The 21,956-nt window shown below is 59.6% G+C and carries 19 protein-coding genes and 1 pseudogene; 11 read left to right on the top strand and 9 right to left on the bottom strand.

What is annotated here, in order from left to right:
* Positions 1–41 precede the first annotated feature (41 nt).
* Positions 42–2,777, bottom strand: a complete 2,736-nt coding sequence (gene secA / locus AACW30_RS26800) for a preprotein translocase subunit SecA (protein WP_106578375.1) — start codon at positions 2,775–2,777, stop codon at positions 42–44.
* 307 nt (positions 2,778–3,084) lie between these two features.
* Between secA and AACW30_RS26795 the strand changes: the two genes are divergently transcribed.
* Positions 3,085–3,543, top strand: a complete 459-nt coding sequence (locus AACW30_RS26795; RefSeq protein WP_106578374.1) for a DUF721 domain-containing protein — start codon at positions 3,085–3,087, stop codon at positions 3,541–3,543.
* Here AACW30_RS26795 and AACW30_RS26790 read toward each other — a convergent pair whose 3' ends face one another.
* On the bottom strand, positions 3,544–5,022 hold the full coding sequence (locus AACW30_RS26790; protein ID WP_200623858.1) for a helicase HerA-like domain-containing protein: 1,479 nt from the start codon (positions 5,020–5,022) through the stop codon (positions 3,544–3,546).
* A gap of 204 nt (positions 5,023–5,226) precedes the next feature.
* On the opposite strand from AACW30_RS26790, the pseudogene AACW30_RS31660 reads away from it, so the two are divergent.
* Positions 5,227–6,261: pseudogene (locus AACW30_RS31660) on the top strand (HAMP domain-containing protein); the annotation flags it as partial.
* 93 nt (positions 6,262–6,354) lie between these two features.
* Complete coding sequence (locus tag AACW30_RS31655; protein ID WP_442793493.1) at positions 6,355–7,119, top strand: methyl-accepting chemotaxis protein; 765 nt, start codon at positions 6,355–6,357, stop codon at positions 7,117–7,119.
* Positions 7,120–7,154: 35 nt separating this feature from the next.
* Here the strand turns inward: AACW30_RS31655 and AACW30_RS26780 are convergent, their stop codons facing one another.
* On the bottom strand, positions 7,155–7,325 hold the full coding sequence (locus tag AACW30_RS26780; protein WP_164487960.1) for a hypothetical protein: 171 nt from the start codon (positions 7,323–7,325) through the stop codon (positions 7,155–7,157).
* 78 nt (positions 7,326–7,403) lie between these two features.
* On the bottom strand, positions 7,404–8,252 hold the full coding sequence (purU, locus tag AACW30_RS26775) for a formyltetrahydrofolate deformylase (protein ID WP_005790961.1): 849 nt from the start codon (positions 8,250–8,252) through the stop codon (positions 7,404–7,406).
* Positions 8,253–8,601: 349 nt separating this feature from the next.
* On the opposite strand from purU, the gene mvaT reads away from it, so the two are divergent.
* Positions 8,602–8,976, top strand: coding sequence for a histone-like nucleoid-structuring protein MvaT (gene mvaT / locus AACW30_RS26770; RefSeq protein ID WP_005790963.1), 375 nt, complete (start codon positions 8,602–8,604; stop codon positions 8,974–8,976).
* An 89-nt stretch (positions 8,977–9,065) separates the two neighbouring features.
* Here the strand turns inward: mvaT and sbcB are convergent, their stop codons facing one another.
* Positions 9,066–10,493, bottom strand: a complete 1,428-nt coding sequence (gene sbcB, locus AACW30_RS26765; protein ID WP_200623856.1) for an exodeoxyribonuclease I — start codon at positions 10,491–10,493, stop codon at positions 9,066–9,068.
* A gap of 167 nt (positions 10,494–10,660) precedes the next feature.
* On the opposite strand from sbcB, the gene AACW30_RS26760 reads away from it, so the two are divergent.
* Genes AACW30_RS26760 through AACW30_RS26735 form a run of 6 tightly spaced genes read left to right on the top strand, consistent with a single transcriptional unit; the run spans position 10,661 to position 17,325 of the window.
* Positions 10,661–11,353, top strand: coding sequence for an RDD family protein (locus tag AACW30_RS26760; RefSeq protein WP_200623855.1), 693 nt, complete (start codon positions 10,661–10,663; stop codon positions 11,351–11,353).
* Complete coding sequence (locus AACW30_RS26755; protein ID WP_124418372.1) at positions 11,350–12,330, top strand: stage II sporulation protein M; 981 nt, start codon at positions 11,350–11,352, stop codon at positions 12,328–12,330. Before AACW30_RS26760 ends, AACW30_RS26755 begins: the two co-directional genes overlap by 4 nt.
* Positions 12,317–13,840 (top strand): DUF4129 domain-containing protein, encoded by a 1,524-nt coding sequence (locus AACW30_RS26750; RefSeq protein ID WP_200623854.1) that lies wholly within the window; start codon positions 12,317–12,319, stop codon positions 13,838–13,840. Before AACW30_RS26755 ends, AACW30_RS26750 begins: the two co-directional genes overlap by 14 nt.
* Positions 13,837–14,994, top strand: a complete 1,158-nt coding sequence (locus tag AACW30_RS26745) for a DUF4350 domain-containing protein (RefSeq protein ID WP_200623853.1) — start codon at positions 13,837–13,839, stop codon at positions 14,992–14,994. The genes AACW30_RS26750 and AACW30_RS26745 overlap by 4 nt, the downstream gene beginning before the upstream one ends.
* Positions 14,991–15,986 (top strand): AAA family ATPase, encoded by a 996-nt coding sequence (locus AACW30_RS26740; protein ID WP_119736945.1) that lies wholly within the window; start codon positions 14,991–14,993, stop codon positions 15,984–15,986. The genes AACW30_RS26745 and AACW30_RS26740 overlap by 4 nt, the downstream gene beginning before the upstream one ends.
* Before the next feature lie 7 nt (positions 15,987–15,993).
* Complete coding sequence (locus tag AACW30_RS26735) at positions 15,994–17,325, top strand: DUF58 domain-containing protein (protein ID WP_200623852.1); 1,332 nt, start codon at positions 15,994–15,996, stop codon at positions 17,323–17,325.
* Positions 17,326–17,395: 70 nt separating this feature from the next.
* Here the strand turns inward: AACW30_RS26735 and AACW30_RS26730 are convergent, their stop codons facing one another.
* On the bottom strand, positions 17,396–17,755 hold the full coding sequence (locus AACW30_RS26730) for a PilZ domain-containing protein (RefSeq protein ID WP_106578363.1): 360 nt from the start codon (positions 17,753–17,755) through the stop codon (positions 17,396–17,398).
* A gap of 223 nt (positions 17,756–17,978) precedes the next feature.
* On the bottom strand, positions 17,979–18,353 hold the full coding sequence (locus AACW30_RS26725; protein WP_106578362.1) for a tetratricopeptide repeat protein: 375 nt from the start codon (positions 18,351–18,353) through the stop codon (positions 17,979–17,981).
* 175 nt (positions 18,354–18,528) lie between these two features.
* Between AACW30_RS26725 and pyk the strand changes: the two genes are divergently transcribed.
* On the top strand, positions 18,529–19,980 hold the full coding sequence (pyk, locus tag AACW30_RS26720; protein ID WP_106578361.1) for a pyruvate kinase: 1,452 nt from the start codon (positions 18,529–18,531) through the stop codon (positions 19,978–19,980).
* Positions 19,981–20,176: 196 nt separating this feature from the next.
* On the opposite strand, the gene AACW30_RS26715 is transcribed toward pyk, so the two are convergent.
* Positions 20,177–20,926, bottom strand: coding sequence for an enoyl-CoA hydratase-related protein (locus AACW30_RS26715; protein WP_106578360.1), 750 nt, complete (start codon positions 20,924–20,926; stop codon positions 20,177–20,179).
* A 30-nt stretch (positions 20,927–20,956) separates the two neighbouring features.
* Positions 20,957–21,889: an iron-sulfur-binding ferredoxin reductase gene (locus AACW30_RS26710; RefSeq protein ID WP_119736937.1), complete on the bottom strand. Its 933-nt coding sequence runs from the start codon at positions 21,887–21,889 to the stop codon at positions 20,957–20,959.
* Between the last annotated feature and the right edge of the window lie 67 nt (positions 21,890–21,956).

The following is a 21,956-nucleotide window of genomic DNA, read 5'->3' as shown; positions in this document are numbered from 1 at the left end:
GCCGGTCGCGGCGCGGGGTGTTGCAGCGTCAGGCAAAAATCTTAGTTGATTTCGCCGTGGCAGTGTTTGAACTTCTTGCCCGAACCACACCAGCACAGTTCGTTGCGGCCCAGCTTCTGATCATTGCGAACCGGGGTTTGCGCCAAGGCCACATCGACCTCTTCGCCCAACACTTCAGGCGCTTCCAGACCCGGTGCTTCGTCGTGCTGGAACTGCATGCGCGCAGCCAATGCTTCGGCTTCCTGGCGCAGGCGAGCTTCTTCCTCGATCGGGTCTTCGCGACGCACCTGAACGTGGGACAGCACGCGAATCGAATCGCGCTTGATCGAATCCAGCAGCTCGGAGAACAGCGTGAACGACTCGCGCTTGTACTCTTGCTTCGGGTTCTTCTGGGCATAACCACGCAAGTGGATACCGTGACGCAAGTGGTCCATGGTCGACAGGTGGTCTTTCCACAGGTCGTCCAGCACACGCAGTACGATTTGTTTCTCGAAGGTGCGCAGCGCTTCGGCGCTCGCTTGCTCTTCTTTCTCGTTGTACGCGGCCAGTAGCTCGGTCATCAGCTTCTCGCGCAGGGTTTCTTCATACAGGTGATCGTCTTCGTCCAGCCACTGCTGAACCGGCAGGTCGACACCGAAGTCGCTTTTCAACGCCGCTTCCAGACCGGCAACATCCCACTGCTCAGGCAGGGACTGTGGCGGGATATGCGCGCTGACGGTGGCGTTGAGCACGTCCTGACGGAAATCGGCAATGGTCTCGCCAATGTTGTCGGCGGCCAGCAACGTGTTACGCATGTGATAAATCACTTTACGCTGTTCGTTGTTGACGTCATCGAACTCGAGCAGTTGCTTACGAATGTCGAAGTTACGGCCTTCTACCTTGCGCTGGGCCTTCTCGATGGCGTTGGTCACCATGCGGTGCTCGATCGCTTCACCGGACTGCATGCCCAGGGCCTTCATGAAGTTCTTCACCCGATCGGAGGCGAAGATGCGCATCAGGCTGTCTTCCAGCGACAGGTAGAAACGGCTCGAACCGGCGTCACCCTGACGACCGGCACGACCACGCAGCTGGTTGTCGATACGGCGCGATTCGTGACGCTCGGAGGCGATCACCTGCAGGCCGCCGGATTCCAGCACGGCCTGGTGACGTTTTTGCCAGTCGGCCTTGATCTGAGCGATCTGCTCAGGGCTCGGGTTTTCCAGCGCCGCAACTTCCACTTCCCAGTTACCGCCCAACAGGATGTCGGTACCACGACCGGCCATGTTGGTGGCAATGGTCAGTGCGCCTGGGCGACCGGCCTGAGCGATGATCTCGGCTTCTTTTTCGTGGAACTTGGCGTTGAGAACCTTGTGCTCGATGCCTTCCTTGTTGAGCAGGTTGGACACGTGCTCGGAAGTCTCGATGGTGGCAGTACCCACCAGGATCGGACGGCCCTGGGCCATGCCGTCCTTGATGTCGTTGATGATTGCCGCGTATTTCTCTTCGGCCGTCAGGAACACCAGGTCATTGTAGTCTTTACGCGCCAGCGGCTTGTTCGGTGGAATCACCATCACGGCTAGGTTGTAGATCTGGTGGAACTCGAACGCTTCGGTGTCGGCCGTACCGGTCATGCCGGACAGCTTGTTGTACAGACGGAAGTAGTTCTGGAAAGTGGTAGATGCCAACGTCTGGCTTTCAGCCTGGATGTTGAGCCCTTCCTTGGCTTCGATGGCCTGGTGCAGGCCTTCGGACAGACGACGACCCGGCATGGTACGGCCGGTGTGTTCGTCAACCAGCACGACCTGGCCGTCCTGGACGATGTATTCGACGTTGCGATGGAACAGTTTGTGGGCGCGCAGGCCGGCATACACGTGGGTCAACAGGCCCAGGTTGTGGGCCGAGTACAGGCTTTCGCCCTCGGCCAACTCGCCGATCTGGGTCAGCATCTCTTCGACAAACTGGTGACCGGCTTCGTTGAGCTCGACCTGACGGGTCTTCTCATCGATGGAGAAGTGACCTTCTTTGGTCACCACGCCTTCCACTTCTTCGATGTGCTGCTCCAGACGCGGGATCAACTTGTTGATCTCGGTGTACAGGCGCGAGCTGTCTTCGGCCTGGCCGGAGATGATCAGCGGGGTACGGGCTTCGTCGATGAGGATGGAGTCGACTTCGTCGATCACGGCAAAGTTGAGTTCGCGCTGGAATTTTTCTTCCATGCTGAACGCCATGTTGTCGCGCAGGTAGTCGAAACCGAATTCGTTGTTGGTGCCGTACGTGATGTCGGCAGCGTAAGCGGCGCGTTTCTCTTCCGGCGGCTGGAACGGCGTTACCACGCCGACGGTCAGGCCGAGGAATTCATACAGCGGGCGCATCCAGTTGGCGTCCCGGCGAGCCAGGTAGTCGTTCACCGTCACAACGTGCACGCCCTTGCCGGACAGTGCGTTGAGGTAAACACCCAGGGTTGCCACCAGGGTCTTGCCTTCACCGGTGCGCATTTCGGCAATCATGCCTTCATGCAAGGTCATGCCGCCGATCAACTGCACGTCGAAGTGGCGCATGCCCATGACACGCTTGCCGGCTTCACGGGCGACCGCAAAGGCTTCGGGAAGCAGCTTGTCGAGGGTTTCACCTTTGGCTATGCGGGCCTTGAACTCTTGGGTCTTGGCGCGCAATTGCTCGTCCGAAAGGGCAACCATCTGCTCTTCGAAGGCATTGACCAGCTGCACCGTCTTGAGCATGCGTTTAACTTCGCGCTCATTCTTGCTTCCAAAAAGTTTCTTTAACAAAGGCGCAAACATATCGGCAGGTTCTTCCACACATAGGGATGGAGGGCGCACCGTGAGTGGCCCGAGCAGCCCTCACGGCCGCATGCGAACGCGCATTCTACCCGGAATCGTGGGTGAGGAAAGTGGCGTTATTCCCTGATGCTGGCATGGCGCTGTGAGAGGGCCTGTTTAAAATAAGGGCTTTTGCTGGAACTTCAACCCATCAGGCGCAGAAGTTACCCATTGATTTTACGAGCAAAGCGCTGGGTGACGCATTGGCTGGGGGGCACACAGGCGCTTTCTGCTAAGATGGCGGCTCTGTTACTTAAGGTGTCTAAACATGGCATTTCGCCCTCTTACAGCCCGCGCGCCCAGCGTGTTGCTCCGCGAAGCCAAGCCGTTGAAAGCCATCTTCGGCCATGCGCAACGCTTGGGCCATTTGCAACGCCTGGTAGAAAGCCAGCTACAACCTGCCGCACGTGAACATTGCCATGTGGCGTCCTGGCGCGAAGGAAATTTGCTGTTAATTGTCACCGACGGTCATTGGGCGACCCGTTTGCGCTATCAGCAAAAACGTCTGCAGCGACAATTGATGGCCTTTGATGAATTTGCCAGTTTGACCCGTATCCAGTTCAAGGTGCAGCCGCCTACCGTGCAGCAAGGTGCGGTGGGGCACACCATCAACCTTTCGGTGAATGCGGCCGAAACCATTCAGGCGACGGCCGACGGGATCAGCGATCCGGGCTTGCGCGCGGCACTGGAACGATTGGCCGCGCACGCCAAGCCCAAATCTGAATAGCTACTTACGCTTGCTGCCGCCCAGCAACGAGCCCAACAAACCCCGCACCAACTGCCGGCCCATCTGATTGGCGGCCTGTTGCATGGCTGATTTGAGTGCCTTGCCGGCCGTGGTGCCCAAAAATGCTCCGGCCTTGTCGGTAAAGCTTGGTTCTTCGGCAGCAGGCGTGGCTGCCTCAGTCGGCCCGAGCTCCTTGCGCGCCATCAACACTTCATAGGCCGACTCCCGGTCAATCGGCTTGTCATACCGCCCCAGCAACGGCGAGCTGGCAATCAGCGCGGCGCGTTCGGCTTCGCTGAGCGGCCCGATGCGCGATTGCGGCGGCGCGACCAGCACGCGTTGGACCACTTGCGGCGTACCCTTTTCCTGCAAGGTGCCCACCAGTGCCTCACCGGTGCCCAGCTCTGTGAGCACCGACAAGGTGTCGAACGCCGGGTTGGCCCGAAAGCCATCCGCCACCGCGCGCAGGGATTTCTGCTCTTTTGTGGTGAACGCCCGCAAGCCGTGCTGAATACGCAGACCGAGTTGCGCCAAGACCGTGTCAGGCAAATCACCGGGGGATTGAGTGACAAAGTACACGCCGACACCTTTGGAGCGGATCAGACGCACCACTTGCTCCAGTCGATCCTGCAAAGCCTTGGGCGTGTCGGCAAACAATAAATGCGCCTCATCGAAAAACAGCGCGAGCAACGGTTTGTCGGCATCCCCGCGCTCCGGCAACTGCTCGAACAGTTCGGCCAGCAGCCACAGCAGGAACGTCGCGTACACCTTGGGCGCCTCGTGCACCAGCCGGCTGGCGTCGAGCAAATGGATACGCCCGCGGCCGTCGCCGGCCGGCTGCAAAATATCTTCAAGCTGCAGGGCCGGCTCACCAAACAAGGCTTCTGCGCCCTGTTGTTCAAGCACCGCCAAGCGCCGCAACAGCGCCTGGCTGGACCCGGTGGTCATCAGCGCGGCATCGTCACCCAGCAGTTGCGGGTGATAGCGCAGATGGTTGAGCAATGCCTTGAGGTCTTTGAGGTCGAGCAGCAGCAGGCCTTCGCGGTCCGCCACTTTGAAGGTGGCATAGAGTGCCGACTGCTGGCTGTCGGTGAGTTCCAACAGGCTGCCGAGCAATAGAGGTCCCATTTCGCTGATGGTCGTGCGAAGTGGATGACCCGACTGCCCGTGGATATCCCACAGCGTTACCGGATAAGCCTTCGCCGTGTAATTAAGGAAGGGCATGCCGGCGATGCGCTCAGCCACTTTTCCTTGAGGGTTCGCGGCAGCCCCCAGACCACACAGATCGCCTTTGATATCAGCGGCGAACACGGCCACACCCGCATCACTGAACGCTTCTGCCAGGCGCTGCAGGGTGACGGTCTTGCCGGTGCCCGTGGCGCCAGCAATCAGGCCGTGACGGTTGGCCAGGCGCATGGCCTGGGCGACAGGTTGGCCGTCCGGACCGGCGCCAATAAGAAGTTGCGAGGAGTCAGGCATTTCGTCACCTTTGGTTAATCTTTAGTGCCGCCAGGTCGATACAGATAATTGTAAGACCCACAAAGTCTAAAAACAGATCGGATGGCTCCTAAAGGGACTTACAGAGCTATCACCAGAAGTACCACACCTTTTTTGACGCTGCCATTTTGCGCATCCCATGAGGACGCGCTTCGGATATCAAGACCTTAGCGGACCCTTCAAGCCATGAATAAAAACCTGCGCTTCAGCCACAAAATCCTGCTTGCAGCCGCTCTTATCGTCATCGCCGCCTTCGCATTGTTTACCCTCTACAACGACTACCTGCAACGCAACGCGATTCGCGACGACCTCAATAATTACCTGCATGAAATGGGCGACGTCACCGCCAGCAATATTCAGACCTGGCTCACCGGGCGCATAGCGCTGGTAGAAAACGCAGCACAGAACATTGCCATCAACCCTGAGCCCGCCGCCGTCGCCGGCCTGCTGGAACAGAAAGCCCTGACGTCCTCGTTCATGGCCACCTACGTGGGCGACAGCAAAGGCGCCTTCACCATCCGCCCCGACACCAAGATGCCCGATGGCTTCGACCCTAGGGTTCGCCCCTGGTACAAGGGCGCCCAGTCCAGCAATGGCTCAACCCTGACTGAACCCTACATTGATGCCGCCACCGGGAAATTGATCATTTCGGTCGCCACCCCCAGCACCACCACAACTGGCCAGAGCATCGGCGTGGTAGGCGGCGACCTGAGCCTGCAAACGCTGGTGGATAACATTGGCGCGCTGAACTTCGGCGGCATGGGTTATGCCTTCCTGGTCAGTGCCGATGGCAAAGTGCTCGTGCACCCGGACAAAAACCTGGTGATGAAGACCCTGGCCGACGTGTACCCCAATCACACGCCCAAGATCAGTGCTGACTTCAGTGAAGTTCAAGCCAACGGTAAAGGCAACATCGTGACGTTTACACCGATCAAGGGCTTGCCCTCGGTGAACTGGTACCTGGGCATTTCGGTGGATAAAGACAAGTCGTTCGCCATGCTCAGCGAGTTCCGCAATTCGGCGGTCATCGCCACGATCATCGCTGTGGTGATCATCATTGCGCTGCTGGGCATGCTCATCCGCGTGCTGCTGCAACCGCTGCACGTAATGACCCGCGCAATGCAGGACATCGCCGATGGCGAGGGCGACTTGACTCGCCGCCTGACCATCCAGAACAACGATGAGTTCGGCACGCTGGGCAATGCCTTCAACCGCTTCGTGGAGCGGATTCATACCTCGATCCGCGAGGTGTCCTCGGCCACCGAACAGGTCAACGAAGTGGCGTTGCGCGTGGTCAGTGCCTCCAATTCCTCGATGGTCAACTCCGACGAGCAGGCCAACCGCACCAATAGCGTCGCCGCCGCCATCAACGAACTGGGCGCCGCCGCCCAGGAAATCGCGCGCAACGCCGCACAAGCCTCCAGCCAGGCCAGCGATGCGCGGCACTTGGCCGAAGACGGCCAGCAGGTGGTAGATCGCAATATCAAGGCAATGACCCAACTGTCAGCGATGATCAGTGCTTCCAGCAGCAATATAGAAGCGCTGAACAGCAAGACTGTGAACATCGGGCAAATTCTGGAGGTGATCACCAGCATCTCCCAGCAAACCAACCTGCTGGCACTGAACGCCGCCATCGAAGCGGCGCGTGCCGGGGAAGCCGGGCGCGGGTTTGCGGTCGTGGCCGATGAGGTGCGCAACCTGGCGCATCGCACTCAAGAGTCGGCGCAGCAAGTGCAGAAGATGATTGAGGAGCTGCAAGTCGGTGCGCGCGAATCGGTCAGCACCATGAGTGAAAGCCAGCGCCACAGCCAGGACAGCGTGGAAATCGCCAACCTGGCCGGCGAGCGCTTGAACAGCGTGACCCAGCGCATTGGTGAGATCGACGGCATGAACCAGTCAGTGGCCACCGCTACCGAGGAGCAAACCTCGGTGGTGGAGTCGATCAACATGGACATTACCGAGATCAATACCCTCAACCAGGAAGGCGTGGAAAACCTGCAATCCACCCTGCGCGCCTGCACCGACCTGGAACAACAGGCCGCACGCTTGAAACAGTTGGTGGGCAGTTTCCGCATCTGAGCCCCGTGCCTGCCGCTTTTCAGAGCGGCGGGCCGTTATTTTTCCGAGCGCTCGGATTTGGCCTGTTCGCGCTCCCACAACTCAGCGGCACCGGGAAACTCGGTGCCGTCCTCAGCGTCCAGGTCATCCGGGTCATATCGACTTAAACACCCCTCCCCCAGCGTCGCCGGGGCTTGGGAGGTGGCTTTGTCCAGTGGATCGCTCATTGATCAATCCCCAACAGCAGGAAAAAAAAAGGCCTGGGACGATTTAACGCCCAGGCCTGTGCTTCTTCAAGACGTGTATCAGAACACTACAGTCTTGTTGCCATGCACGAGCACGCGATCTTCCAAGTGATAACGCAGGCCACGGGCCAGCACCATCTTCTCGACGTCACGGCCGAAACGCACCATGTCTTCAATGCTGTCGCTGTGGCTGACGCGCACCACGTCCTGCTCGATGATCGGGCCGGCGTCCAGCTCTTCGGTGACGTAGTGGCACGTTGCGCCAATCAGCTTCACGCCACGCAGGGAAGCCTGGTGGTACGGCTTGGCACCCACAAAAGACGGCAGGAAGCTGTGGTGAATGTTGATGACCTTGCCGGCGTATTCGCGGCACAGTTCCGGCGGCAGAATCTGCATGTAGCGCGCCAGCACCACCACATCCGCTTCGTGCTGCTTAACCAGGCGGGAGACTTCGGCAAAGGCCGGCTCCTTGTCCTGCGGGTTGACCGGCACGTGGTAATACGGGATGCCATGCCATTCGACCATGCTGCGCAGGTCGTCATGGTTGGAGATTACGCAAGCGATCTCACAGTCCAGCTCATCGCTGTGCCAGCGGTGCAGCAGGTCGGCCAGGCAATGGGACTCGCGGCTGGCCATCAGCACGACACGTTTTTTCTGCTCGGTGTCGGTGATATGCCAGGTCATCGAAAACTCTTCGGCGATCGGCGCAAACGCCTCACGAAAAGCTTCAAGACCAAAGGGCAGCGTGTCGGCACGAATTTCGTGACGCATGAAAAACCAACCGCTGAGATCGTCCGAGTGATGGCTCGCCTCGGTGATCCAGCCGTTGTGGGAGGCCAGAAAGTTACTGACTTTGGCAACGATGCCAACCCGGTCCGGGCAAGCAATCACCAGCCGAAAAGTGCGCATTAGGGGGAAACTCCAGAACTTCGCAAAGGCGGCCATTCTAGCGATTGCGCAGAAAAACTGCAGTATTCCTTACGGCTTATTCTGCCCCCAACCTCTGCCTACAGCCCTTAATAGCGTAAGGTTTTACCAACGCTATATGCGTGTACAACGTGATGCACGGGCAATTGTCGGAAAATAAACGAGATTATCTTTACGTCTACCACCTACTAATTAACTCGATTGCGTAGCAGGGCTACAAACATTCAACGTAATTCACATAAATGCACCCTTAAATGTTTACTTGGGGTTAGTGCCTGACTATTATTAGGCCACTCTCCTGCCAATCAGCGCTCTACATAAGGTAGTCCACATGTCTCTGATCAACGAATACCGTGCCACCGAAGAAGCTATCAAAGAGCTGCAAGCCCGTTTGAAGAACCTGTCCCAAGACGACAAGCTGCAAACCGAGCTGGAATTCGAAGGCAAACTGCGCACCCTGATGGGTGAATACTCCAAATCCCTGCGTGACATCATCGCGCTGCTGGATCCAGAGTCGAAAGTTAAAGCACCCCGCGGCGCTGTGAAAACTACCGGCACCAAGCGTGCTCGCAAGGTCAAGCAATACAAGAACCCACACAACGGTGAAGTGATTGAAACCAAAGGTGGCAACCACAAGACGCTGAAAGAGTGGAAAGCCAAGTGGGGCGGCGACGTGGTTGAAGGCTGGGCTACCCTGCTGGGCTAAGCCTGGTCGGGCTTTCGCCTGATAAGCAACAAAATAAAAACGCCAGCTTGCTGGCGTTTTTTATTGTCAGAATATTCTCCAATGCCTGACTACAGATTCAGCCGGGCGGCTAAAGAGTCGGCGTACTCCTGCCATTGATCCAGCACCTGACACTGAAACGATGTAGCACTAACGGCCAACTCCTCGCGCGCCTGCTTAAATGCCAACAGGGTAGTCGGCGCGCCCCACTCCGAACTCGACAACCGTTGCTGACAGAAAAGTTTCCAGCGCTGTTGTTCCTCGTTGTTCAAGGTGTCAGGAAAGTTACGCGCGCGGTAGCGGAATAATAATTCCGGCAAACGATGATCATCAAATGGCCACTGCTGATGCGCCAGATGTAAAGGCTCGGCAGCCCGGACTTGTTCACATAAACGACGATCGCGATCACCAATAAAACCGTCATAGAGCTGCTGCTCGGGATCCGCACTCGGCGCAAAATCTTCCTCGGCATAAATAGCCGCCAACTTATCGCGCCAAACTTCGTGTGCGTCAGTTAGTCGCAGCGCACGTGCCTGGCACGTGTCCATATCCAATTGAAGTCGCTCGCGATCCTGCGCCCGGAGCACATTCAACGGGGCAACGACCGGGCAGCGGTTGATATGCACTAACTTGAGCGGCACGGGCAGTTCGCCTTCCGCCAGGTCGCCACGGCGCGTGTAGAGGCGCTGGCGCAAGGTATCGGCGTCCAGATCCAGCAACCCCTGCGGGTCCAGCCCAAGGTCACAGACGATTAATGCATTGCGATTGCGCGGGTGCCAGGCCAGCGGCAGCACCACGCCCAAATAGTGACGCTCGGCGGAAAAGCGTCCGGATATATGTACCATCGGTTGCAACAGGCGTACCTGATCCATCACCCGCTGCTTGCTGCGCAATTGAAACAGCCACTCATACAACTTGGGCTGTTTCTCGCGGACCAGGCGCGCCAGGGCGATCGTGGCTCGCACGTCCGACAAGGCGTCGTGGGCCTGGCCATGATCGATCCCGTTGGCTGCGGTCAAACGCTCAAGCTTGAGGGTGACGCGCCCATCCTGCTCTGGCCAGACAATCCCTTCCGGGCGAAGTGCGTAGGCCGTGCGCACCACATCGATCAAATCCCAGCGACTGTTGCCGCCCTGCCATTCACGGGCGTAAGGGTCGAAAAAGTTGCGATACAAACTGTAGCGCGTCATTTCATCGTCAAAACGCAAAGTGTTGTAACCGGCGCCGCAGGTACCCGGTGCGGCCAGTTCGGCATGCACTCGGGTCATGAAGTCGGCTTCGGCCAGGCCTTTTTCCGCCAGGACGTCAGGGGTGATGCCGGTGATCGCGCAGGCGGCCGGATGAGGCAGGATATCGTCGCTGAGCTGGCAATAAAGGTTGACCGGCGGGCCGATCTCGTTGAGTTCGAGGTCGGTACGAATACCGGCAACCTGAAGCGGGCGATCGCTGCGCGGGTTGATGCCGGTGGTTTCATAGTCGTACCAAAAAATGGAGGTCACGGGCTATTCCTGTGCTGAAGACCGGCAAAGTCTAGGCGCTGCTGGCCGTCCGGGGCCAGCGATACCTTGGCTGTACAAATATCCAGCAAAACCTTGAATGGTTGCTTCCACCGTCGACACTGCTAGCATCCGTGTCTCTCAGCCGCTTCGCACTGCCAGGGATCGCAATGCCGAAAAACCCTTTGGATACCCGCTACCAGATCGAGACCCCTGAGGGGATAGATCTGCCCTTGCGCCCGGCAGGCCTGCCGCCGCGGGTACTGGCCTTTGCTTTCGACCTGGGCTTGCGTGGCTTGGTCATGGGCATCCTGCTCGTGCCGCTGGCCCTGTTGGGCAATATTGGTATTGGCCTGGGTGCATTGCTGCTGTTTCTGGTCAGCTGGTGGTACATGGTCTTGTTCGAAGTGCTCAATCAAGGCTGCTCTCCAGGCAAGCAGGTCATGGGCCTGCGGGTCGTACAGGACGATGGCACGCCTGTCGGCTGGTCCGCCTCGTTGATCCGCAACCTGTTGCGCTTTGTCGACATGCTGCCCTTCGGCTACTTCCTCGGCGCCATCAGTTGCCTGCAACATCCTCATTTCAAACGGCTCGGCGACCTCGCCGCCGGTACCCTGGTGATCTACCGCGAACAAGCACTGGCCCGCCCCCGGGTACCTCAAGCGGCTGCGTTGCGCCTGCCCTTCGCCCTTGACCTGAGCGAACAGCGCGCCATTCTCGCCTTCGCCGAACGCCAGGGCGACCTCTCTGCCGAACGGGTGCATGAACTTGCGTCCATCCTCGCGGTTCCTCTGCAAGTGTCTCCTGCACGCGCCGTAGAGCAACTCAATGGTGTGGCCCGTGGTTTGTTGGGGCCGACATGAAGCAGAGCCTGTTCGAAAGCCGTCACCAGCCCCAATGGCAAGCCTTTGCAGCGCAACTGACACAGTTGGAGCAAGGCAAGGCCAAGGCCCGCGACGTGGCGGACTTCCCCCATCACTATCGACGCCTGTGCCAGCACCTCGCGCTGGCACAGGAGCGTGGCTACAGCAGTTATCTGGTAGATCCGCTGCAGCAATTGGCCCTGCGCGGCCACCAACAGCTCTATCGCCATCGCAGTCAATTGGGAGCAAAGGTCCTGAGTTTCGTCCTGGCCGACTTCCCACGCCTGGTACGTGAGCAATGGCGCTTCGTGTTAATCGCCGGCCTGTTGTTTTTCGGCAGCCTGCTGGGAATAGCACTGCTGGTTTACCTGTTTCCCGACCTGATCTACAGCATCGTCAGCGCCCAGCAGGTCGCCGACATGCAAAGCATGTACGACCCCGATGCCAGCCGCCTTGGGCGCGCCGCCGAGCGAGCCTCCAGCGAAAACTGGATGATGTTCGGCTACTACGTGATGCACAACATCGGCATCGCCTTCCAGACCTTTGCAGCCGGGTTGCTGTTTGGCCTGGGCAGCGTGTTCTTTCTGATTTTCAACGGCTTGATCATCGGCGCAATCTGCGGCCATCTGACCGAAATTGGCTATGGCCAGACCTTCTGGTCGTTTGTCATCGGCCACGGTGCATTCGAGCTGACCGCTATCGCCCTGGCCGGCGCAGCGGGTTTGCAACTGGGGTGGTCACTGATCGCTCCGGGGTCGCTCGCTCGCAGCGAATCCTTGCGTTTGGCGGCGCGCAAAAGCGTGCAGATGCTCTGCGGGGTGATGGTGTTCCTGCTGATCGCTGCGTTGATTGAGGCCTATTGGTCTTCCACCACCGCTATCACGCCTTGGATCAAATACCTCGTGGGCGCCGCGCTTTGGCTACTGGTGGCCGCTTACTTGATTCTCGCCGGGCGGGTTCACCATGCGCCTGAGTGACGCCAGCGTCGCAATTCGCCCCCGTACTGCCTGGGAAGCCATGGACCTTGGTGTGTTGATGGCCAGGGAGCATCGCTGGCTGTTGATGAGCAGTTGGGCGCTGGTGAGCTTGCCAGTATTTGCCTTGCTCACCGTGTTGTTATGGGAGTCTCCACTGGCCGCCGTTTTGCTGTTCTGGTGGCTCAAGCCGGCGTTCGATCGGTTGCCGTTGTACATCCTCTCCAAGGCACTGTTTGGTGAAACACCCAGCGTCAAACAAGCCGTGCGCCATTGGCCGCGACTGTTAAAAAGCCAGTTGCTGGTCAGCCTGACCTGGCGGCGTCTCAGCCTGAGCCGCAGTTTCGTGCTGCCAGTGAGCCAACTCGAAGGCCTGGGTGGCCATGCGCGCCAACACCGCCTCGGCGTGCTGTTACAACGCAACGCAGGGGCCGCGCGCTGGCTGACAATCATTGGCATGCACCTGGAAATCGGCCTGTGGCTTGGCTGCATGGCACTGTTCTATCTCTTCATTCCTGAGCAGGTTGAACGCGATTGGGACTGGCAACGGTTGGCGCTCGCAACCAATTCGCAATGGCTATGGCTGGGGCATCTGGGCAACGCGTTCTATGCGTTGATATTGGTGTTCTGGGAGCCTATCTACGTCGCGTGCGGTTTCAGCCTGTACCTCAACCGCCGTACCGTACTGGAAGCCTGGGACCTGGAACTGGTATTCCGGCGTTTACGCCAGCGCCTGGGCAGCGTGGCGACGCTACTGCTGGCGGTCGGGCTGATGCTGCAGGCCAGTCCACAGGTCATGGCGGATGAGTCCAGTAGCCAATCGCAACTGAGCACCCCGGCTGCGAGTCAATCCATCAAGACTCTGCTGGCCCTCCCCCCGTTCAAAAACCCGGAAACCGTCACCCGCTATCGCTTCGGCGAAGACCAGCCTGCGGCCAAAGGCACCGCGCACGGTGACGGCAAATTACCCGGATGGTTACAGGCACTGCTCGATCACCTCAACAGCACCACCTTCAAACACGTAGGCCAGGGATTGGAAATACTCCTGTGGAGCCTGTTGATTGGAGGCCTCGCATTGCTCGGTTGGCACTACCGCGACGGGTTGCACGCTTTTGTCAGTCGGCGCGCAATCAGTCAACCCCGGGTCACCAAACCCGCTCCGACGCAGTTATTCGGCCTGGAGTTGGGCATAGAAACCTTGCCCGAAGACATCGCCAGTACTGCCGAACAATTATGGCCCACACAACCACGGCAAGCCCTCAGCCTTTTGTACCGAGGCCTGCTCAGCCACCTGTTGCACGACTACAACATTGCACTGAAAACCGCCGACACCGAAGGCCAGGTCCTGGAGCGTGTTCACCAATTACAACAACCGCAGCTGCTGGTGTTCAGTAATGAGCTGACACGCCACTGGCAAAACCTGGCCTACGGCCATCGACTGCCTCCGCTCGCCGCCCAGCAAAAGCTCTGCAGCGAATGGCGCGCGTTGTTCAATTCGGACGCCGCGCAATGAACCGCCCATTACTGTGGGCAGGTCTAATGCTGGCGTGCCTGCTGGGGGCTGGAGCATTTTATGCCTGGCACAAAGCGATCCCTTATGACGAAGTGGTTGATCGCGGCCCATCGCCCCAAGCACGGGAAAATCCCTATCTGGCGGCCGAGTACTTTCTGCGCCAGCAAGGCCTGAGCGTCGAGCATGCCAAGAGCCTCGAACGCCTCGCTCACCTCCAGCCGAAAGGCAACAGCCTTCTGCTGTTGGGTGATCGCGGCAACATGACACCACGCCAGGTGGATGAACTGCTCGATTGGGCAAAGTCCGGTGGCCATTTGCTGGTGGTCGCCGAAGCGCTGTGGGATGAAGAGACAGGTAAAAGCGGCGACCTGCTGCTTGATCGGTTGGACATCCACCAGACCTTGAGCGAAACCTTCGATGAGCCAGCCTCGGCGCGCAAAAAGAAAACGCCGGATCTGACCAAACTCTATGTCGACAATGAAACCGCCCCGGCGTACTTCAGTTTCGATACCGACTTCAACCTCATCGATCCCAAACACCTGGCACAGTTTTCAGCCAACAGCGCCAAATCCAGCCATCTCATGCAACGCAATCTCGGGCATGGCACCGTAACCGTGGTAACCGACAGCGAGCTGTGGAAAACCCCGGGCATCGGCCAACACGATAACGCCTGGCTGCTGTGGTACCTCAACCAAGGCACTGGCGTGACCTTGTTGTTCAACAGCGATGTAGACAGTCTGTTGACCCTGTTGATGCGCTATTTCCCCCAAGCCTTGGTGGCACTCCTGGCGTTGATTGCTCTGGCACTCTGGCGGACCGGCATGCGCCAGGGCCCGATCCAGGCGCCTGCGCCCAGGGCACGTCGGCAGTTGCAGGAGCACTTGAAGGCCAGCGCCGATTTCCTGCTGCGTCGCACCGGCCAGGGCGCCCTCTTGCACGCCCTGCAGCGCGACATCCAGCGCGCTGCCCGCCGACGTCACCCTGGCTTTGAACACCTCGACACCGCTGAACAGTGGCAGGTACTTGAACGCCTGACGCGCCAACCCTCCCACATCATCAGTCAGGCCCTTGGCCCACTCCCGGCAAAGCGGCTCACCAGCGCCGATTTCAGCCGTCAGGTGGCATGCCTGCAAACTCTCAGGAATGCCCTATGAGCGAACTCCCAGCAGCCACTGCCCCTACCGCCGAAAGCCTTCAACACGCCAGCCAGCAGGCACAGGCCCTGCGCGTTGAATTGCGCAAGGCGGTGATTGGCCAGGATCAGGTGATCGACGACGTACTTACCGCGCTGATCGCTGGCGGTCATGTACTGCTCGAAGGCGTCCCCGGCCTGGGCAAGACGTTGCTGGTGCGTGCCCTGGCGCGTTGCTTTGGTGGCGATTTCGCGCGAATCCAGTTCACACCGGACCTGATGCCCAGCGATGTCACCGGCCACGCTGTGTATGACCTGCATACCGAGCAGTTCAAACTGCGCAAGGGCCCGCTGTTCACTCACTTGCTGCTGGCCGATGAAATCAACCGCGCTCCGGCCAAGACTCAAGCCGCCTTGCTTGAAGCCATGCAGGAGCGCCAAGTCACTCTCGAAGGCGAGGCGCTGCCTATCGGTCAGCCCTTCATGGTACTGGCGACCCAGAACCCTATCGAACAGGAAGGTACTTACCCCCTGCCCGAAGCCGAACTCGACCGTTTCATGCTCAAGGTGCGCATGGATTACCCCGATGCTCAGCAAGAACTGGAGATGGTGCGCGAAGTCACTCGCTCGTCCCGGGCAGACATGCTCGATGTGCACCCGCTACGTACGGTGCTGCAGGCCCATGATGTGTTGAACCTACAGCAGGTCGCGAGCGAACTGGCGCTGGATGAGCAAGTCCTCGACTACGCCGTGCGCCTGGCGCGAGCCACCCGCACGTGGCCTGGGCTGACCATCGGCGCCGGCCCTCGGGCCTCCATCGCCCTGGTTCGCGGAGCCCGGGCACGCGCGTTGTTGCGTGGCGGTGAATTCGTCACCCCTGACGATATCAAGGGGTGCGCGCTGGCGGTATTGCGTCATCGGGTGCGCATTGCGCCGGAACTGGACATCGACGGGCTGGAGGTAGACCAAGTGCTCAAGCAACTGCTGGACCAGATCCCGGCGCCCCGGCAGTGACTCGCCCATGAAGCCGACCCGCCTGTTGCTGAGCTGGCTGAGTGTGTTGTTGGGCCTGAACATCCTGCTCGGCGCCGCAGCAGCGCTGCAGTTCAAGGTGCCCGACACGCTGCACTCGATAGCCTGGGGCTTGTTACTGGCGCTGTTGCTGCTGGCGCTGCTGGATGCCGTGCGTCTGCGGCGTCGCCCCGGCGTGCAAATTCAGCGGCAAATGCCGGGCAGCCTGGCACTCGGACGCTGGGGTGAAGTGCGCCTGACCCTGGCGCACGATTACTCGCGACCAATCACAGTGAAGGTGTTCGATCATGTTCCTGACGGCTTGAGCATGGAAAACCTGCCCCAAAGCATCGAACTGCGCCCCGGTGAACGCAGCGAACTGGGCTACCGACTGCGGCCTCTGCGCCGTGGACACTTCAGCTTCAGCCGCTGTGAAATTCACCTGCCCAGCCCTATTGGGCTATGGTCGGCACGGCAATTTGCCGAGGTCAGCGATGCCACTCGCGTCTACCCGGATTTCGCCCATTTATACGGCGCACAGTTGCTCGGTGTGGATAACTGGCTCAGCCAACTCGGCGTACGCCAACGCCAGCGAAGGGGCTTGGGCCTGGAGTTTCACCAACTGCGCGAATTTCGCGAGGGCGACAGCCTGCGTCAGATCGATTGGAAGGCTACCGCACGACAACGCACACCCATCGCCCGTGAATACCAGGATGAGCGCGACCAGCAGATTGTGTTCATGCTCGATTGCGGTCGACGCATGCGCAGTCAGGACGGCGAGTTGTCACATTTCGACCATGCACTCAACGCTTGCCTGTTGCTCAGTTATGTTGCGCTGCGTCAGGGCGATGCCGTGGGGCTGAGCACCTTTGCCAGTGACCAGCCGCGTTACCTGGCGCCGGTCAAGGGCAGCGGCCAACTGAACCTGCTGCTCAATGCGGTATACGACCTGGATACCACCCGCCGGACGGCCGACTATCAAGCGGCGGCCAGCCAACTGCTGGCTCGGCAAAAACGCCGGGCGCTGGTGATCGTGGTCACCAATCTGCGCGATGAGGACGATGAAGCATTGCTGACAGCGGTCAAGCGTATCAGCCGACAACATCGGGTACTGGTGGCCAGCCTCAGGGAGGAAGTACTCGATAATTTGCGCCAGGCCCCCGTGCAAACCCTGCCCGAAGCATTGGCTTATTGCGGGACGGTCGACTACCTCAATACACGTAACGAACTCCATGACCGGTTGAGCGCCCATGGGTTATCCGTACTGGACACCCCCCCATCAGGGTTGGGAGCCGCGCTCGTGACGCGTTATCTGGGTTGGAAAAAAGCCGGAGTGTTCTGAAAGCGCGCTGACACAGACACGTTGCCAAGGCCGGGCTAACCCTCCCAACCCGGGTCAACACGTTCAATGCCTAAGCGGATGCCTGAAGCGGATCGAAGCTGAAGTAATTCAACAAGGCGCTGATCAACTGGCTGTACTCTTCGCCCGCTTCAATCACACTGAACCCCGAGTCGTAATGCTGCGGGTTGATGTCTTCATGGCTCCACAGGCAGGTCGCGGTCAGGTCGATTGCCTGGCACTCGCCGGTCGGGCCAGGAATTTTCAGACGCAACTCGAAATCCACATCGACCATCATGGGCAACTGGCTGATCAACATCAGCCCACTTTCAGAAACGTTGCCCAGAAAACCGATAGGTTTATCGGTAACTCGGTTGAATACCTGCAGGAAGCAATGTAATTGGTGCCGCTCGATCCGTCGGTGGGTAAACATGTGAGATCGCCATCCAATGGCCATGCCCTGGCCGGTCCAGTAATTCGGAACGAGCCAATGGCTCGCTCTCCCTGGATCTCGGTGTGCCAACAGACGTCGCTATGGTCACTAAACAACTGCCGAATCCGGGCCTCGCATTCGTTCGAATAGAAACTTGTACAAACGAACACCCAAAGGATAGCTCAAGACTGGCGACGGGCCAGCTATAGAATGACAAATATCATTACAAAGACGCCGGCCGCGTCTGTGCAGCACTGGCGCCGGGGTAATGCCCCAACTGCTGCAGCGTGTCGAGCCTGGCTCGCGCACGGTAGGCGTATTCACTTGTCGGGTACTGGCTGATGATGAATTGATAGGTCTGGACTGCATCCACGAACAATTTCTGTCGCTCCAGGCATTGGCCGCGCAACATCGAGACCTCCGGTTGCACGTAGCGACGGGTGCGGCTCTCGCGGTCAACCTGGGACAATTCCAGCGTGACGCGCTCGCAATCACCCACCCCATAGGCACGGTAAGCGTTGTTCAAATGGTGGTCCATCGACCAGCGGGTACAGCCGACAACACTGACGGCCAGGGCAGCAACGAGCAAAATTCGCATGGGGGTTCTCCTGTCTTGAGCAGTGTATCGACCCCTCGTCGAAAATCTTCAAGGATGTTCGTCTATTCAACCGCTGCAAAAACAAGCCAATCGTCGATAAGTAGTGCAAACGAACAATGACTACAACGAAAGAGCATAGTAGCCTTCTCCAGCGCTTGAACTCAGGAGTCTGTGCATGTCCGTCCGTCGTACCAAAATCGTCGCCACCCTTGGCCCGGCCAGTAACTCGCCGGAAGTCCTCGAACAGCTGATTCTGGCTGGTTTGGACGTTGCCCGTCTGAACTTCTCCCACGGCACCCCGGACGAGCACAAGGCTCGCGCCAAGCTGGTGCGTGACCTGGCCGCCAAGCACGGCCGCTTCGTGGCGCTGCTGGGTGACCTGCAAGGCCCGAAAATTCGTATCGCCAAATTCGCCAACAAGCGTATCGAGCTGAAGATCGGTGACAAGTTCACCTTCTCCACCAGCCATCCGCTGACCGAAGGCAACCAGCAAGTCGTGGGTATCGACTACCCGGATCTGGTCAAGGACTGCGGCGTCGGTGACGAGCTGCTGCTGGACGATGGCCGCGTGGTCATGCGCGTCGACACCGCGACCCCGACCGAACTGCACTGCACCGTGATCATCGGTGGCCCGCTGTCCGACCATAAAGGCATCAACCGTCGCGGCGGTGGCCTGACGGCGCCGGCGCTGACTGAAAAAGACAAGGCCGACATCAAGCTCGCCGCCGAAATGGAAGTGGACTACCTCGCCGTGTCCTTCCCGCGCGACGCTGCCGACATGGAATACGCACGTAAACTGCGCGACGAAGCCGGCGGTACTGCCTGGCTGGTAGCGAAGATCGAACGCGCCGAAGCCGTTGCCGATGACGAAACCCTCGACGGCCTGATCAAGGCTTCCGACGCTGTGATGGTTGCGCGTGGCGACCTGGGCGTGGAAATCGGTGACGCCGAGCTGATCGGTATCCAGAAAAAGATCATCCTGCACGCACGCCGCCATAACAAAGCGGTGATCGTGGCGACCCAGATGATGGAGTCGATGATCCAGAACCCGATGCCAACCCGCGCCGAAGTGTCCGACGTAGCCAACGCCGTGCTCGACTACACCGACGCCGTGATGCTCTCAGCTGAAAGTGCTGCCGGCCCGTACCCGCTGGAAGCCGTACAGGCCATGGCGCGGATCTGCGTCGGTGCCGAAAAGCACCCGACCAGCAAGACCTCCAGCCACCGCATCGGCAAAGTGTTCGAAAGCTGCGACCAGAGCATCGCGCTGGCAGCCATGTACACCGCCAACCACTTCCCGGGCGTTAAAGCGATCATCGCCTTGACCGAAAGTGGCTACACGCCGTTGATCATGTCGCGCATCCGTTCCTCGGTGCCGATCTACGCGTTCTCCCCGCACCGCGAAACCCAGGCCCGCGCGGCCATGTTCCGTGGCGTGTACACCGTGCCGTTCGACCCGGCCTCGTTGCCGCCGCATGAAGTCAGCCAGGCTGCCATCGACGAGCTGATCAAGCGCGGCGTTGTGGAGAAAGGCGACTGGGTCATCCTGACCAAGGGCGACAGCTACCACACCATCGGTGGCACCAACGGCATGAAGATCCTGCACGTTGGCGATCCAATGGTCTGAGTGACAGGCTGAAAAACAAAAGCCCCGCCATGTGAATGGCGGGGCTTTTTGCATTTCAGGCTGGTAGTGGTGTTGGCGTCACTGGCCTCTTCGCGAGCAAGCCCGCTCCTACATCTGACCGCATACACCCTGAAGAAACACGCTCGAATGTGGGAGCGGGCTTGCTCGCGAAGACGTCCGACCACTTAACGCTAATTCACCGCCTGGTGACAAAAGCCGACAACGCCGCAATCGCCTCCGGCGATTTCAACCGCTGCGTAAACAACGCCCCCTCCTCTTCGATCACGTGACGCAACTGCTCGCGATCCACACTTTTCATCAAGTGTTTGCTGACCTGCACCGCACCCGGCGCCAGCGTCTCAAAGCGTTCAGCCACTTCCCGCGCCTTGGCCAGCGCCGCTTCACCGCTGCTCAACGCCTGCGTGGCAATGCCCCACGCTGCCGCCTGCTCACCGGTGAATCCCTCGCCCAGCAGCAACAGCTCAGCCGCCTTGGCATGCCCGAGCAATCGCGGCAGGATCAGGCTTGAGCCAAACTCCGGACACAACCCAAGGTTGACGAACGGCATGCGCAAGCGCGCATCGCGGCTGATATACACAAGGTCGCAATGCAGCAACAGAGTCGTACCAATGCCCACCGCCGCGCCGGCCACAGCGGCAATCACTGGTTTGCGGCAATTGAGCAGGCTTTTCATAAAGTGAAACGGCGGGCTGTCGAGGTCGCTGGGCGGCTGTTCGAGGAAATCGCCGATGTCATTACCGGCGGTAAAGCACTCACGGCTGCCCTGAATCAGCACGGCACGGATGTCAGGGTCCGCATCGGCCTGCTCCAACGCGTGGGCCAATTGCGTGTACATGGCGCGGGTCAGGGCGTTTTTCTTGTCCGGCCGGTTGAGCTGCAAGGTCAGCAGCCCGCGTTCGCGTTGCAGCAGGATGGCGTCGGTCATGGTGGATCTCGCGGCTGTAGAAGTCAGCGCTCAACCACGGGGCACAAACACATCGGCCAGCAGTTGATTGCGCGGCAGACCGGCCAGGAACAAGCGCTTGGAAAACGCCTCGACGCTGACAGGATGCCCGCAGAGTAAGGCCAGAGTTTGCCGCGAAACAAGCCGCAGTTGCGCCAATGCCTGGGTCAACTCAGCCGCAGTCCACAGCTCCACGGTGACGTTTGGGTGCTGCAAAGCCAACTGCGCCAGGGGCTCGGCCAGGTAATGCGCGTCGGCATCATGAGCCAGGTGAATCACACGGATGGCGCCCTGATGATCCTGGCGCAACGCCTCGCGCAGCACGCCCCATAACGGGCCAAGCCCCGTGCCGGCGGCCAGCAGCCATAGCGGCCGCGAATGCCAGTCAGGGTCGTATTGCAGCGCCCCGCCTCTCAACTCGCCCAGGCGCAGGTCGTCTCCCAGTTGCAACTGGCGGGCGATGCTTATGAATTCACCGGGCTGACGGCAATCGAGGTGAAACTCCAGGAACGGATCTTCCTGGGGCAAGCTCGCCAGGGAATAGGGCCGCGCCACCTGTCCGGCCCACACCACCAGATGCTGCCCGGCGCGATAACGCAGGCCACGTTCCGGTTGCAAGCGCAGGCGCAGCACACTCGCATTCAACCAGTCGACGCCCACCACCCGGGCGGGTAAACCGTCACGCAGCGGGTCGAACGTTTCAACTTGCACGTCCCCGACAACCTGGCATTGGCACGCCAGGCGCCACCCGTCCTGACGTTGTGCCGGGCTCAAGGCGTCGGGTTGTTTGTCCTCGACCTCACCCTGGCAACGCACCAGGCACGCATGGCAACTGCCCGCCCGGCAACTGTAAGGCACGGCCACCCCCGCCAGATTCAGGGCATCCAGCAAGTTGCTGCCGGTGGCTACCGACCAGTGGCGTTCGCCGACGTGCAGTTCAGGCATATAAGGTCTCAATCAGAAGGGCTGCGTACAGGGAATCATGCCCGACAGAGTTTGACCATAGTCGGGT

The organism is Pseudomonas sp. MF6747, from assembly GCF_963890955.1.
Lineage (GTDB): Bacteria > Pseudomonadota > Gammaproteobacteria > Pseudomonadales > Pseudomonadaceae > Aquipseudomonas.
The sequence above is the reverse complement of the archived record's forward strand: the minus strand, read 5'-3'. Positions and strand labels throughout refer to the sequence as shown.

Coding starts and splice junctions, on each gene's coding strand:
- secA (WP_106578375.1), bottom strand. CDS start 2,777: ATGTTTGCGCCTTTGTTAAAGAAACTTTTTGGAAGCAAGAATGAGCGC.
- AACW30_RS26795 (WP_106578374.1), top strand. CDS start 3,085: ATGGCATTTCGCCCTCTTACAGCCCGCGCGCCCAGCGTGTTGCTCCGC.
- AACW30_RS26790 (WP_200623858.1), bottom strand. CDS start 5,022: ATGCCTGACTCCTCGCAACTTCTTATTGGCGCCGGTCCGGACGGCCAA.
- AACW30_RS31655 (WP_442793493.1), top strand. CDS start 6,355: ATGGTCAACTCCGACGAGCAGGCCAACCGCACCAATAGCGTCGCCGCC.
- AACW30_RS26780 (WP_164487960.1), bottom strand. CDS start 7,325: ATGAGCGATCCACTGGACAAAGCCACCTCCCAAGCCCCGGCGACGCTG.
- purU (WP_005790961.1), bottom strand. CDS start 8,252: ATGCGCACTTTTCGGCTGGTGATTGCTTGCCCGGACCGGGTTGGCATC.
- mvaT (WP_005790963.1), top strand. CDS start 8,602: ATGTCTCTGATCAACGAATACCGTGCCACCGAAGAAGCTATCAAAGAG.
- AACW30_RS26760 (WP_200623855.1), top strand. CDS start 10,661: ATGCCGAAAAACCCTTTGGATACCCGCTACCAGATCGAGACCCCTGAG.
- AACW30_RS26755 (WP_124418372.1), top strand. CDS start 11,350: ATGAAGCAGAGCCTGTTCGAAAGCCGTCACCAGCCCCAATGGCAAGCC.
- AACW30_RS26750 (WP_200623854.1), top strand. CDS start 12,317: ATGCGCCTGAGTGACGCCAGCGTCGCAATTCGCCCCCGTACTGCCTGG.
- AACW30_RS26745 (WP_200623853.1), top strand. CDS start 13,837: ATGAACCGCCCATTACTGTGGGCAGGTCTAATGCTGGCGTGCCTGCTG.
- AACW30_RS26740 (WP_119736945.1), top strand. CDS start 14,991: ATGAGCGAACTCCCAGCAGCCACTGCCCCTACCGCCGAAAGCCTTCAA.
- AACW30_RS26735 (WP_200623852.1), top strand. CDS start 15,994: ATGAAGCCGACCCGCCTGTTGCTGAGCTGGCTGAGTGTGTTGTTGGGC.
- AACW30_RS26730 (WP_106578363.1), bottom strand. CDS start 17,755: ATGTTTACCCACCGACGGATCGAGCGGCACCAATTACATTGCTTCCTG.
- AACW30_RS26725 (WP_106578362.1), bottom strand. CDS start 18,353: ATGCGAATTTTGCTCGTTGCTGCCCTGGCCGTCAGTGTTGTCGGCTGT.
- pyk (WP_106578361.1), top strand. CDS start 18,529: ATGTCCGTCCGTCGTACCAAAATCGTCGCCACCCTTGGCCCGGCCAGT.
- AACW30_RS26715 (WP_106578360.1), bottom strand. CDS start 20,926: ATGACCGACGCCATCCTGCTGCAACGCGAACGCGGGCTGCTGACCTTG.
- AACW30_RS26710 (WP_119736937.1), bottom strand. CDS start 21,889: ATGCCTGAACTGCACGTCGGCGAACGCCACTGGTCGGTAGCCACCGGC.